Raw genomic sequence first — 12,197 nt, forward strand, 5'->3', positions numbered from 1 at the left:
CGCACTCGCTCTTCGAACGAGAGAGGAGCCGCCCCTTGCCCACGCTGATCCTGATCCGCCACGGCCAGAGCCAGTGGAATCTGGAAAACCGCTTCACCGGCTGGTGGGACGTCGACCTGACCGACAAGGGCACCGCCGAGGCGAACGCGGCGGGCGAGTTGCTGGCGGAAAAGGGCGTGCTGCCGACGCGCGCGTTCACCTCGTTCCAGACCCGTGCGATCAAGACGCTGCACCTCGCGCTCGAGGCCTGCGGGCGGCTGTGGATCCCCGAGGTCAAGGACTGGCGGCTGAACGAACGGCACTATGGCGGGCTGACCGGGCTCGACAAGCAGGAGACGCGCGACAAGCACGGCGACGAGCAGGTCCATGTGTGGCGCCGCAGCTTCGACACCCCGCCGCCGGTGATGGACGCGGGCAGCGAATACGATCTGTCCGCCGATCCGCGCTACGCCGGGATCGACGTGCCCGAGGCCGAGAGCCTCAAGCTCACCATCGAGCGCGTGCTGCCCTATTGGGAAAGCGAGATCCTGCCCGTGCTGGCGAGCGGGGAGACGGTGATCGTCTCTGCCCACGGCAACAGCTTGCGCGCGCTGGTCAAGCACCTGTCGAACATCTCGGACGAGGACATCACCGGGCTGGAAATCCCCACCGGACAGCCGATCGTCTACGAGTTCGGCAGCGACATGGCGCGGGGCGAGCGGCAGTATCTGAAGGACCGCTGAGATGAGCGACGGGGGAACGGCGAAAGTCGCTATCGTGATGGGCAGCCAGTCCGACTGGCCGACGATGAAATGCGCCGCCGAGGTGCTGGACGAGCTCGGCGTCGCCTACGAGGCGCGGATCGTCTCGGCCCACCGCACGCCCGACCGAATGTATCAGTTCGGCAAGGGCGCGGCGGGCGAAGGCTTCCAGGTCATCGTCGCGGGCGCGGGCGGCGCGGCGCACCTGCCGGGGATGCTCAGCGCGCTGACGCATCTGCCGGTGCTGGGCGTGCCGGTCGAATCGAAGGCGCTTTCGGGGCAGGACAGCCTGCTTTCCATCGTGCAGATGCCCGCCGGGGTGCCCACCGGCACGCTGGCGATCGGCAAGGCCGGGGCGACCAACGCCGGGCTGCTCGCCGCCGCGATCCTCGCGCTGGGCGACACGGACCTCTCGCGCCGGTTGCAGGATTGGCGCGCGGCGCGCACCGCCGCGGTCAAGAATTGGCCCGAAGACGCATGATCGCACCGGGCGGAACGATAGGCATTCTCGGCGGCGGGCAGCTCGGCCGGATGATCGCCATGGCGGCGGCACAGATGGGCTATCGCTGCCACGTCTATGCGCCCGATCGCGAGAGCGTGGCGGCCGAGGTCAGCGCCGCCTTCACCTGCGCGCCGTGGACCGACGAGGCCGCGCTCAGCGATTTCGCCGCCGCGTGCGACGTGGTGACGTGGGAATTCGAGAACGTGCCGGTCGGCCCGCTTTCCGCGATCGAGCCGCTGCTCGCGCCCCACCCGCGCGCGCTGGAAACCGCGCAGGACCGGCTGAGCGAGAAGCGCTTCGTCGAAAGCCTCGGCGGCACGCCCGCCGCCTATGCGCCGGTCGATACGGCGGAGGAACTGGCGGAAGCGATCGACCGGATCGGCGCGCCCGGCATCCTCAAGACCCGGCGCGACGGCTACGACGGCAAGGGCCAGTGGCGCATCGGCTCCGCGCGCGACGCCGAGGCGATTCGCCTGCCGCAAGCGCCGACGATCTACGAAGGGTTCGTGGAGTTCGCGGCCGAATTCTCCGTCATCCTCGTGCGCGGGCGCGATGGCGAGGTACGCTTCTGGGACAGCGCGGAGAACGCGCATGTCGGCGGCGTGCTCGCCACCTCGACCCTGCCGCCGGGCGACACCGTCACCGCGCAGGTGCCCGCCGCGCGCGAACTGGCGGCGAAAGTGGCCGGGGCGCTGGGATATGTCGGGGTGATGACCTGCGAGTTCTTCGCCACGGCGGAAGGCCCGGTGTTCAACGAGATGGCCCCGCGCGTCCACAATTCCGGGCACTGGACGATCGAGGGTGCGGCGACGAGCCAGTTCGAGAACCACGTGCGCGCGATCTGCGGTCTGCCGCTGGGCGACACCGCCACGATCGCCGCGCAGGTCGTGATGTCCAACCTGATCGGCGAGGACGCCGCGAGCGCGCACGAATGCCTCGCCGATCCGGGCGCGCACCTCCACCTCTACGGCAAGCGCCAGGCGCGCGACGGGCGCAAGATGGGGCATGTGACGCGGATCGCGGCGCGGTGAGGGGGCGGTGAAATCCACGCGTCCCGGCCTGTTCGCGGTCTACGCCCGCGCCGCCAACGGCACGATCGGCGATGCGGGCGCGCTGCCGTGGCATATCCCGGCGGACCTCAGGCGGTTCAAGGCGCTGACCATGGACAAGCCGCTGATCATGGGCCGCAAGACGTTCGAGAGCCTGCCGGGCCTGCTCCCTGGCCGCCGCCATATCGTGCTGACGCGGGATACCGGCTGGGCGGTCGATGGCGCACAGCCCGCGCATTCGCCGGAGGACGCGCTGGCGCTGGCGGGAGACGGTGAGATCGCGGTGATCGGCGGCGCGGCGGTGTTCGCGGCGCTGCTGCCGCTGGCCGAACGCGTCGAGCTGACCGAGATCCACGCCGACTATCCCGGCGACGTGGCGATGGCGCCGCTCGGGCGGGAATGGCGCGAGACCGCGCGCGAGGCGCATCCGGCGGCGGGGCCGCTGCCCGCGTACGATTTCGTGACGCTGGAGCGCGCGGGATGAAGCGTCGGATCGCCTTGGGCGCACTGGCGCTGGTGGTGCTCGCGGCGGCGGCGTTCTTCGCCTTCGCGCCCGGCGTGGTCGAGCGCGGGATGAACACGATCGACGGCAAGCCGCTGATCGCGGTGTCAGGCGAGGCGCGCGCGCTGCACTACACGCTCGCGATCGTGGACCTGCATTCGGACACGCTGCTGTGGGACCGCGACCTGCTGGACCGCGCGGATCGCGGGCACGAGGATCTGCCGCGCATGCAGGACGGCAACGTCGCGCTGCAGGTCTTCTCCAGCGTCAGCAAGACGCCCAAGGGCCAGAATTACGAAGCGAACGGCGCCGACAGCGACAATATCACCGCGCTCGTGATCGCGCAGCTTCAGCCGCCGCGCACCTGGACCTCGCTGCTCCAGCGCTCGCTCTATCACGGCGAGAAGCTCGATCGCGCGGTGGCGGCGTCGGACGGGCGGCTGGTCAAGGTCGCGCAGCCCGGCGACCTGGCGGGCCTGATCGCGGCGCGGCAGGGCGGCAGCGGCCCGGTCGGCGCGCTGCTGAGCATCGAGGGCCTGCAAAACCTCGAGCGCGATCTCGGCAATCTCGACACGCTCCACGCCGCCGGTTTCCGCATGGCGGGGCTGACGCATTTCTTCGACAACGATCTCGCCGGGTCGATGCACGGCATCGAGAAAGGCGGGCTGACCGCCAAGGGCCGCGCGGCGGTGCGCCGGATGGAGGAACTCGGCATGATCGTGGACGTGGCCCATTGCAGCCACGCCTGCGTCGCCGACATCATCGCGATGGCGCGCCGCCCGGTCGTCTCCAGCCATGGCGGGGTGCAGGCGACCTGCAAGGTCAACCGCAACCTGACCGACGACGAAATCCGCGGCGTCGCGCGCACCGGCGGGGTGATCGGCGTCGGTTACTGGGATGCGGCGATCTGCAACACCTCGCCCCGCGCCGCCGCCCGCGCGATGAAGCATGTGCGCGATCTCGTGGGCATCGAACACGTCGCGCTGGGCAGCGACTACGATGGCGCGACCACGGTGCGCTTCGACGCCAGCCAGCTGGTGCAGGTGACGCAGGCGCTGCTCGACGAAGGGTTCACGCCCGCCGAAGTGCGCGCGGCGATGGGCGGCAACGCGCTGCGGGTGCTACGCCAAGGGATCGCCCCCCAAGAGCCTGCACGATGAGGTGGCTCGACCATCGCGAGCCGATCCCCGAGAGCTTGCGTGGCGCGGTGATCGCGCTGGGCAATTTCGACGGGTTCCACCTCGGCCATCAGGCGGTCGCGCGCGAGGCGATCGAATGGGCGCGCGCCGAGGGGCGCCCGGCGATCATCGCCACCTTCGACCCGCACCCGGTGCGCCTGTTCCAGCCCGATGCGCCGCCGTTCCGGCTGACCACGCTGGAACAGCGGCAGGAACTCTACCTCGCCGCCGGGGCGACCGCGATGCTGGTGTTCCACTTCGACGCCGCACTGGCGGGCACCAGCGCGGAGGATTTCGTGCGCGTGTTGCTGGCCGAACGGCTCGGCGCGGCGGGCGTGGTGACGGGAGAGGATTTCACCTTCGGCAAGGGCCGCGCGGGCAACCGCGCCCGGCTGGAGCAACTCGGGCGCGAGGCGGGGATCGCCGCGCGCGCGGTGGCGCCGGTGATGGACAACGGCGCGCCGGTCTCCTCCAGCCGCGTGCGCGACGCCTTGCGCGAAGGCGATCCGCAAGAGGCCGCGCGCCTGCTGACCCGGCCCTTCGCGATCCGCGGCGTGGTCGAGCACGGCGACAAGCGCGGGCGCGACATCGGCTATCCCACCGCCAACCTCGCGATCGAGCACTACCTGCGCCCGAAGTTCGGGGTTTACGCGGTGACGGGCCGCCTGCTGGCGACGGGCGAGGAATTGCAGGGCGCGGCCAACATCGGCGTGCGCCCGCAGTTCCAGCCGCCCAAGGAACTGCTCGAGCCTTACTTCTTCGATTTTTCCGGCGATCTCTACGGGCAGGAGATCGAGGTCTCGTTCCACCATTTTCTGCGGCCCGAAGCGAAGTTTGATTCGCTCGATGCACTGGTCGCGCAGATCGACGCGGACTGCGAGCGGGCGCGGGCGTTGCTGGCGGGTGCGGGATAGAACCTAATACTTTCCTCGCTGCCCGCTTTCCTCTAGCGGCGCTGGTTCCATGACCGACACCCCGAAACCCCAGCGCGATTACAAGGACACGGTCTTCCTGCCGAAGACCGATTTTCCGATGAAGGCCGGCCTGCCGCAGAAGGAGCCGGGCATCCTCGCGCGCTGGGAAGGCGAAGGGCTTTACGCCAAGCTGCGTGAAGAGCGTGCCGGGCGCGAAAAGTTCATCCTCCACGATGGCCCGCCCTACGCCAATGGCGACATGCACATCGGCCACGCGCTGAACCACGTGCTCAAAGACATGGTCGTGCGCACGCAGACGCTGCTGGGCAAGGATGCGCCCTATGTGCCCGGATGGGACTGCCACGGGTTGCCGATCGAGTGGAAGGTCGAGGAACAGTACCGCAAGAAGAAGCTCAACAAGGACGAGGTGCCCCCGGCCGAGTTCCGCGCCGAATGCCGCGCCTACGCGCAGAACTGGGTCGACGTGCAGCGCGAACAGCTGAAGCGGCTCGGCATCAACGGCGACTGGGACAATCCTTACCTGACGATGGACTTCGCGGCGGAAGCCACGATCGTGTCCGAACTGCTGAAGTTCGCCGAAGCGGGGAATCTCTACCGCGGTGCCAAGCCGGTGATGTGGTCGCCCGTGGAGAAGACCGCGCTGGCCGAGGCCGAGGTCGAGTACGAGGACATCGTCTCGACCCAGATCGACGTGGCGTTCGAGATCGTCGAAAGCCCGATCGAAGAATTGCGTGGCGCGCACGCGGTGATCTGGACGACAACGCCGTGGACGATTCCGGTGAACCAGGCTTTGGCTTATGGGCCGGATGTCGAGTATGTTCTGCTTGATGGGCTCGGCTATGTTCAAGCTGGCGCTTACGAAATTGGCCAGCAAATTCCGCCATTCCCCCATGATAAAAACCAACTGCTAGCTGGTCGAAAAATCTTGGTGGCGGCGGATTTGCTTGATCAGTTCAAGCTTCGGACGCACCTAGTTTCGCGTGAGGTTGGTCGGTGGAAAGGCTCCGACCTCGCCGGCACCGTCGCGCGCCACCCGATGCACCACCTCGGCGGGTTCTACGCCGCCCCTCGCCCGTTCTTGCCCGGCGACTTCGTCACCACCGACAGCGGCACCGGACTGGTCCACATGTCGCCCGACCACGGCGAGGACGATTTCGAGCTGTGCAAGGCCAACGGCCTGACGCCGAAGTTCGCGGTCGAAGCCGACGGGCGCTACCGCGACGACTGGCTGTGGCTCGGCGGCGAGGACGAGCGGCGCATGTCGGTCATCAACCCCAAGTTCAACGCGCCGGACGGTCCGATCTGTTCGGACCTGCGCGAAGCCGGGGCGCTGCTGGCCGCCAGCGCGGACTATCAGCATTCCTACCCTCACTCCTGGCGGTCCAAGGCCAAGGTCATCTACCGCTGCACCCCGCAGTGGTTCGTGCCGATGGATCAGCCGCTGACCGGGCTCGACGTGAAGACCCCGCCCGAACGCAAGTGGGAAAACGAAGGCGGCGCTCTCGATCCTTCGGACGAGATGACCGGCGCGCCGCCCACCTTGCGGCAAGCCGCGACCGAGGCGATCGCGGGCACCCGCTTCGTGCCCGCCAAGGGCCGCAACCGGATCGGCGCGATGGTGGAAGGGCGGCCCGACTGGGTGCTCAGCCGCCAGCGCGCCTGGGGCGTGCCGATCACGCTGTTCGTCCATCGCAAGACCGGCGAATACCTGGTCGACGAGGCGGTCAACGCCCGCATCGTTGCCGCCGTGCACGAAAGCGGCGTCGATGCCTGGACCGATGATGCCGCCGCGGACCTGCTCGGCCCCGATTACGATCCGGCCGATTATGAGCGGATCACCGACATCCTCGACGTGTGGTTCGATTCGGGCTGCACGCATGTGTTCGTGCTCGAAAGCGGGCGCTGGCCCGAACTGCGCTGGCCCGCCGATCTCTACCTCGAAGGGTCGGACCAGCATCGCGGCTGGTTCCAGTCGAGCCTGCTCGAAAGCTGCGCCACGCGCGGCCGCGCGCCTTACGACGCGGTGCTGACCCACGGCTTCACTATGGCGAGCGACGGGCGCAAGATGTCCAAGTCGCTCGGCAACACGATCGATCCGAACAAGGTGATCGAGCAGTACGGCGCGGATATCGTGCGGCTGTGGGCGCTCTCGATCGACTATACCGAGGATCACCGGATCGGTGACGAGATCCTCAAGGGCACCGCCGACCAGTATCGCAAGCTGCGCAACACCTTCCGCTACCTGCTCGGCGCGCTCGATGGGTTCGATTACGATGCCGAAGGGGTCGATCCCGCCGAGATGCCCGAGTTGGAGCGCTACGTGCTCGGCCGGCTCCACGCGCTCGATGCCGAGCTGCAGCAGGCGATCGACGATTTCGACTTCAACGAATACACCCGCGCGCTGGTGGAATTCGCGAACGAGGACCTGTCGGCCTTCTTCTTCGATATCCGCAAGGACCGGCTCTATTGCGATGGGGCGGACGATCCACGCCGCCGCGCCTATCGCACCACGCTCGACGTGCTGTTCCACGCATTGGTGCGCTATGCCGCGCCGGTGCTGGTGTTCACCGCGGAAGAGGCGTGGACCACGCGCTTTCCCGAGCGCGGCAGCGTGCACCTGCAGGAACTGCATCCTCTGCCCGAGGAATGGGCCGATCCGGCACTGGCCGAACGGTTCGACGGCCTGCGCGCCCTGCGCGAGCGGGTGATGGAGGCAATCGAGCCGCTGCGGCGCGACAAGGTGGTGCGGTCCGGGCTCGAGGCGGAGGTCACCGTGCCTGCCGAGGCGGTGCCCGCCGGGTTCACCGACGAAGACCTCGCCGAACTGTTCATCACCGCGTCAGTCGCGCGCGGGCAGGGCGCGGGCGTGACCGTGACGCGCACCACCGACCACAAGTGCGGCCGCTGCTGGCGCCTGCTGCCCGACGTGGCCGAAGACGGCGCGCTGTGCGCGCGCTGCGACGATGTCGTTTCGCAAATGGACGCTGCTGCATGAACAAGGTCATGAAATACCGCCTGATCGGCTTCGTCGCGGCGATCGTGCTGTTTTTCGCCGACCAGGCGATGAAGCGCTACGTCACCGAGACGCTGGCGATGCAGCGCGGGGATGTGGTCGAACTGCTGCCGTTCTTCGATTTCCGGCTGACCTACAACTTCGGCGTCTCGCTGGGCATGTTCCAAGCCGATTCGATGGAGATGCGCTGGATCCTCGTGGGCGTGACCAGCCTGATCGCGCTGGTGGTGACGGTGTGGATGCTGCGCGAGAAGCTGCTGGGCGAAATCCTCGGCCTCGCGCTGATCCTCGGCGGGGCGCTGGGCAACATCAAGGACCGCTACGAATTCGGCTACGTAATCGACTATGCCGACCTGCATTTCGGCGAGTTCCGCCCGTTCCTGATCTTCAACATCGCCGACGCCGCGATCACCATCGGCGTCGTGATAATCCTTGCCCGCGCGTTCTTCGTGCGCGACAAGGATGCCAATCCCGAACCAGACACGGCGCACGGCGCCGCGGAGAGCTGAGATGCGTAAATCGACCACCCTCGCCCTGCTGGCCGGCGCCAGCGCGATGCTCGCGGCATGCGGCAGCAGCGGCGGCATCCTCGGGCGCGATCGCCCCGACGAATTCGCCGTGCAACGCCAGGCGCCGCTGGTCGTGCCGCCCGATTTCAACCTCGTCCCCCCCGCCCCCGGCGCCCCGCGCCCGAGCGACGACGCCGCGAGCGAAGAAGCGCTCGGCGTGCTGTTCGGCGGCTCCGCGCCGCGCAGCGAAGTGGAAACCAGCGCGCTCGACCGCGCCGGCACGGCAGAACCGGGCATCCGCACCGAAGTGGGCGATCCGCAGACCAACACCGTCGCCAAGGGCAGCGTCACCCGCGACATCGTCTCCGCCCCCGAAGGCGACGGCCAGTTCGCGCAAGCGGTTATCCCGGAAGGATAGCCGCTTTTTGTTTTTCGCACGCCCATCCGGGCGCGCGTCCTCGGCGCTATTCCCTCCGCTACGCTACGAGGCGCCTGCGGGCGGGCCGTCGCCCTTGCGGTCCGCTAGTCGCGGACCGGATTTCGCCCGACAGCCATGGCTTGGAAGAGCCCGGTCGGCGACCAGCCGACCGCAAGCGCGAACGCGCGCCCGCAGGGCCGTCAGGCCCGAGGATATCGCGAGCGCGGATGCGCTTGCGCCAACAAAAACTCCTCTTTCCCCCGGCGCTACTTCCCCCTTCTACTCCCCGCTCACGATCAGCTTGTCGATCTTGCGCCCGTCCATATCGACCACCTCGAAGCGCCAACCCTGGTCGGTGAAGCTCTCGCCTTCGGTCGGGAGGTTCTTGAGGACCGAGAGCACGTAGCCGGCGACGGTCGCGAATTCGCGGTCTTCGGGGTATTCGATACCAAGCCGCTCGGCGAGATCGTCCGCCGCCAGCGCCCCGGAGACGAGCAGCGAGCCGTCGGCGCGCTCGATGATGCCAGGCTGTTCGCCCTGGTCCTGATCGCTGGCGAACTGGCCGGCGATCGCGATCAGCAGGTCGGCGGGGGTCACGATCCCGTCCAGGTGGCCGTATTCGTCGTGCACCATCGCCATCGCGACTTCGGCCTGCTGGAGCACGCGCAGCGCGTCCATCGCGTCGAGCTGGTCGGGCACCACCTCCGCCTTGCGCATGATCGCGCGCGGCGACACCGCCTCGCCCGCGACCATTCGCGCCAGCACTTCGCGCACCTTGACCACGCCGACGATCCGGTCGGACGAGCCTTCCGCCACCGGCAGCAGCGAATGCGGGCTCGCCTCGATCGCGGCGCGGATCGCGGCCTCGTCGGCATCGGCATCGACCCAGTCGAGTTCGGTGCGCGGAGTCATCACGTCGCGCACCGGCTTGTCCGCCAGCCGGACCACGCCGGCGAGGATCTGGTGCTGATCGACCTCGATCACGCCCGAGCGGGTCGCTTCGGCGAAGATCATGTGCAGCTCCTCCGCCGTCACGCTCGACTGGCCGGCCGGACGCACGCCGAGCAGGCGGATGAGCAGGCCCGACGAGGTGTTGAGCAGCCACACCAGCGGCGCGGCGACGCGCGACAGGAGCGCCATCGGGCGCGCCATCACCAGCGAGATCGGCACCGCGGCACGCAGCGCGACCTGCTTGGGCACGAGCTCGCCCACCACGAGATTGAAATAGGTCGTCAGCGCGATGACGAGGACAAAGCCGGCCTCACCCGCCCATGCGGTGGGCAGACCCAGCGCGGCAAGCCGTTCGCCCACCGGACCGCCGAGGCTCGCGCCCGAATAGGCGCCCGCGATGATCCCGACCAGCGTGATGCCGATCTGCACGGTCGAAAGGAACTTGCCCGGATCGGCGGCGAGCGCGAGCGCGGTGGCGGCAGCGCTGCTGCCCTTGTCCGCCGCGCCCTTGAGGCGCGCGGTGCGGGCGGAGACGATCGCCAGCTCGGACATCGCGAAAATGCCGTTGAGCACGATCAGCCCGGCGATGATGAACAGGTCTGTCCAGGGAAAGGGTGTCACGCGATCCCGCTAGCACAAATGTGCGCGCGCGCCAGCCTGCGAGGGAACGCGCCGGGCCGGAAGGTGTTTACGCAATCGAGGCGCAGGTGGGCGCGCCCGGCCCGCAATGTGGGCGAAATGTTCACAAAAGAGGGGTAATCCCATGAAGAAATCGAGAATGTTCATCGCCGGGTTCGCCGCAGTTTCGCTGGTGAGCGTTTCGGCCTGCGTGACCGACCCGAACACCGGCGAGCGCAAGATTTCGCGCACCGCCATCGGCGGCGTCGGCGGCGCGGCCGCGGGCGCGCTGCTCGGCGGTCTGATCGGCGGCAAGACCGGGCGCATCATCGGCGCGGTCGGCGGCGGCGCCGTGGGCGGCGTGGTCGGCTACAAGATGGACCAGCAGATCAAGGAACTGCGCGAATCGACCGCCGGTTCGGGGGTCGACGTCAGCGAAGTGGATGGCGGCGATGCGATCCTCGTCAACCTGCCCGACGGGGTGACGTTCGACGTCGGCAGCGCTACGCTCAAGCCGGCGTTCCGCACCACGCTCGACAATGTTTCGGCGAGCCTCCAGCAATACCCGAACAGCCTGATCGACGTGTACGGCCACACCGATTCGACCGGTTCGGATTCGTTCAACCAGGGCCTGTCGGAACGGCGCGCGCAGACCGTTTCCAACTACATCACCAGCCGCGGCGTCAATTCGGCGCGCATCCGCTGGCAGGGCTTCGGCGAAACGATGCCGGTGGCCGACAATTCGAGCGAGGAAGGCCGTCGCCTCAATCGCCGGGTCGAGATCAAGATCATTCCGCTCACGCAGGCGGAGATCGACGCGGCCCGCAACCAGTAACGCGTTCACCGCTTCCGCACAGCGAGCGGAGAGAGGGGCCGGTCTTCGGATCGGCCCCTTTTTTACGCCTGCTTTCGCGTCAGGGCGCGCGCCCGGTCGGCGAGCCTATCCACTGCGGCGGCGTGGATGCCCGGCGCGCTGACCAGCAGGCCGAAGGCGCGCGGATCGCGCTTGTTGTAGTTGAGCGGTGCGCCGAAGGCATCGGTGACCGCGGCCCCGGCCTCGCGCGCGATCAACGCCGCCGCAGCGATATCCCACTCGTAGCCCCAGCGCAGCGTGGCGAGCAGGTCCGCCTCGTCCGCCGCGACCATCGCCGCGCGCAGGGCGATCGAATTGGGCTTGGCCACCGTGGTGAGGTCGCGATCTTCCTTCGGCAGCGAATCGGCGGGCACGCGCGCACCGGAGAAGTCCATGCGACGCGAAGCGGCAAGCCGCGCGCCGTTGCGCCACGATCCCTGCCCCGAGACGCCAATCCACTCCTCCTCGCGCGCGGGCGCGGCGAGCATGCCGATCAGCGGCCGCCCTTCGCTGATGAGCGCGACCGAGACCGCCCAGCCCGCGCGTCCGCGGATGAAATCGCGCGTGCCGTCGATCGGATCGACCAGCCAGATCAGCCCTCGTGCGAGTCGCGCGGGATCGTCCGCGGTCTCCTCCGACAGCCACCCCGCCGAAGGGAGCAACCGCGCCAGCTCGCGCCGCAGGAAGGCGTCGACCGCCAGATCGGCGGCGCAGACCGGGTTGCCGGGCGACTTCTCCCAGCTTTCCACCACATGGCCTGCGCCGGGCCAGGCGCCGAGCGCTATCCTCCCAGCTTCGCGGACGATTTCCTCAAGGCGCAAACGGTCGAGCATGTCCGAACGCTGTTGCTAGCGGACGCGAGACTTTTCAAGCGCGCCGATCCATGCTTATGCCGCGCCGCATCATCTTTCCCACGCAGACCAACGGGA

The 12,197-nt window shown here is 68.5% G+C and carries 12 protein-coding genes; 10 read left to right on the top strand and 2 right to left on the bottom strand.

Annotated features, from left to right (window positions below; genetic code table 11):
• The first annotated feature begins 35 nt into the window (after positions 1 to 35).
• From gpmA to ACE3QC_RS08090, 9 genes are read left to right on the top strand one after another with little or no spacing between them, the layout of a single operon-like run.
• Positions 36 to 722 (top strand): 2,3-diphosphoglycerate-dependent phosphoglycerate mutase, encoded by a 687-nt coding sequence (gpmA, locus tag ACE3QC_RS08050; protein WP_374407057.1) that lies wholly within the window; start codon positions 36 to 38, stop codon positions 720 to 722.
• A gap of 1 nt (position 723) precedes the next feature.
• Positions 724 to 1,221 (top strand): 5-(carboxyamino)imidazole ribonucleotide mutase, encoded by a 498-nt coding sequence (gene purE, locus ACE3QC_RS08055; protein WP_374407058.1) that lies wholly within the window; start codon positions 724 to 726, stop codon positions 1,219 to 1,221.
• Positions 1,218 to 2,273, top strand: coding sequence for a 5-(carboxyamino)imidazole ribonucleotide synthase (locus ACE3QC_RS08060; RefSeq protein WP_374407060.1), 1,056 nt, complete (start codon positions 1,218 to 1,220; stop codon positions 2,271 to 2,273). Before purE ends, ACE3QC_RS08060 begins: the two co-directional genes overlap by 4 nt.
• 7 nt (positions 2,274 to 2,280) lie before the next feature.
• Positions 2,281 to 2,775 (top strand): dihydrofolate reductase, encoded by a 495-nt coding sequence (locus tag ACE3QC_RS08065; protein WP_374407062.1) that lies wholly within the window; start codon positions 2,281 to 2,283, stop codon positions 2,773 to 2,775.
• Positions 2,772 to 3,953 (top strand): dipeptidase, encoded by a 1,182-nt coding sequence (locus ACE3QC_RS08070; protein WP_374407064.1) that lies wholly within the window; start codon positions 2,772 to 2,774, stop codon positions 3,951 to 3,953. Before ACE3QC_RS08065 ends, ACE3QC_RS08070 begins: the two co-directional genes overlap by 4 nt.
• A complete protein-coding gene (locus ACE3QC_RS08075; protein ID WP_374407065.1) occupies positions 3,950 to 4,885 on the top strand; it encodes a bifunctional riboflavin kinase/FAD synthetase in 936 nt (311 codons plus the stop codon). Before ACE3QC_RS08070 ends, ACE3QC_RS08075 begins: the two co-directional genes overlap by 4 nt.
• Positions 4,886 to 4,934: 49 nt before the next feature.
• The gene (gene ileS / locus ACE3QC_RS08080) at positions 4,935 to 7,901 is read left to right on the top strand and encodes an isoleucine--tRNA ligase (RefSeq protein WP_374407067.1); all 2,967 of its coding nucleotides are present in this window, start codon (positions 4,935 to 4,937) and stop codon (positions 7,899 to 7,901) included.
• Complete coding sequence (gene lspA, locus ACE3QC_RS08085) at positions 7,898 to 8,428, top strand: signal peptidase II (protein ID WP_374407069.1); 531 nt, start codon at positions 7,898 to 7,900, stop codon at positions 8,426 to 8,428. The genes ileS and lspA overlap by 4 nt, the downstream gene beginning before the upstream one ends.
• Position 8,429: 1 nt before the next feature.
• Positions 8,430 to 8,846: a DUF3035 domain-containing protein gene (locus tag ACE3QC_RS08090; RefSeq protein WP_374407071.1), complete on the top strand. Its 417-nt coding sequence runs from the start codon at positions 8,430 to 8,432 to the stop codon at positions 8,844 to 8,846.
• Between the two features lie 279 nt (positions 8,847 to 9,125).
• Here the strand turns inward: ACE3QC_RS08090 and ACE3QC_RS08095 are convergent, their stop codons facing one another.
• Positions 9,126 to 10,418: a hemolysin family protein gene (locus ACE3QC_RS08095; protein WP_374407072.1), complete on the bottom strand. Its 1,293-nt coding sequence runs from the start codon at positions 10,416 to 10,418 to the stop codon at positions 9,126 to 9,128.
• Positions 10,419 to 10,560: 142 nt separating this feature from the next.
• Between ACE3QC_RS08095 and ACE3QC_RS08100 the strand changes: the two genes are divergently transcribed.
• Complete coding sequence (locus ACE3QC_RS08100; protein WP_374407074.1) at positions 10,561 to 11,250, top strand: OmpA family protein; 690 nt, start codon at positions 10,561 to 10,563, stop codon at positions 11,248 to 11,250.
• A 62-nt stretch (positions 11,251 to 11,312) separates the two neighbouring features.
• Here ACE3QC_RS08100 and ACE3QC_RS08105 read toward each other — a convergent pair whose 3' ends face one another.
• On the bottom strand, positions 11,313 to 12,101 hold the full coding sequence (locus ACE3QC_RS08105) for a 3'(2'),5'-bisphosphate nucleotidase CysQ (RefSeq protein ID WP_374407076.1): 789 nt from the start codon (positions 12,099 to 12,101) through the stop codon (positions 11,313 to 11,315).
• Positions 12,102 to 12,197 lie beyond the last annotated feature (96 nt).

The sequence above is a fragment of the Pelagerythrobacter sp. genome (assembly GCF_041912895.1).
Classification (GTDB): domain Bacteria; phylum Pseudomonadota; class Alphaproteobacteria; order Sphingomonadales; family Sphingomonadaceae; genus Pelagerythrobacter.

Excerpts from the sequence above, each read along its gene's own strand:
- ACE3QC_RS08075 (WP_374407065.1), top strand. The coding sequence starts at position 3,950 with ATGAGGTGGCTCGACCATCGCGAGCCGATCCCCGAGAGCTTGCGTGGC.
- ACE3QC_RS08090 (WP_374407071.1), top strand. The coding sequence starts at position 8,430 with ATGCGTAAATCGACCACCCTCGCCCTGCTGGCCGGCGCCAGCGCGATG.
- ACE3QC_RS08060 (WP_374407060.1), top strand. The coding sequence starts at position 1,218 with ATGATCGCACCGGGCGGAACGATAGGCATTCTCGGCGGCGGGCAGCTC.
- ACE3QC_RS08100 (WP_374407074.1), top strand. The coding sequence starts at position 10,561 with ATGAAGAAATCGAGAATGTTCATCGCCGGGTTCGCCGCAGTTTCGCTG.
- purE (WP_374407058.1), top strand. The coding sequence starts at position 724 with ATGAGCGACGGGGGAACGGCGAAAGTCGCTATCGTGATGGGCAGCCAG.
- ACE3QC_RS08105 (WP_374407076.1), bottom strand. The coding sequence starts at position 12,101 with ATGCTCGACCGTTTGCGCCTTGAGGAAATCGTCCGCGAAGCTGGGAGG.
- ACE3QC_RS08070 (WP_374407064.1), top strand. The coding sequence starts at position 2,772 with ATGAAGCGTCGGATCGCCTTGGGCGCACTGGCGCTGGTGGTGCTCGCG.
- ileS (WP_374407067.1), top strand. The coding sequence starts at position 4,935 with ATGACCGACACCCCGAAACCCCAGCGCGATTACAAGGACACGGTCTTC.
- lspA (WP_374407069.1), top strand. The coding sequence starts at position 7,898 with ATGAACAAGGTCATGAAATACCGCCTGATCGGCTTCGTCGCGGCGATC.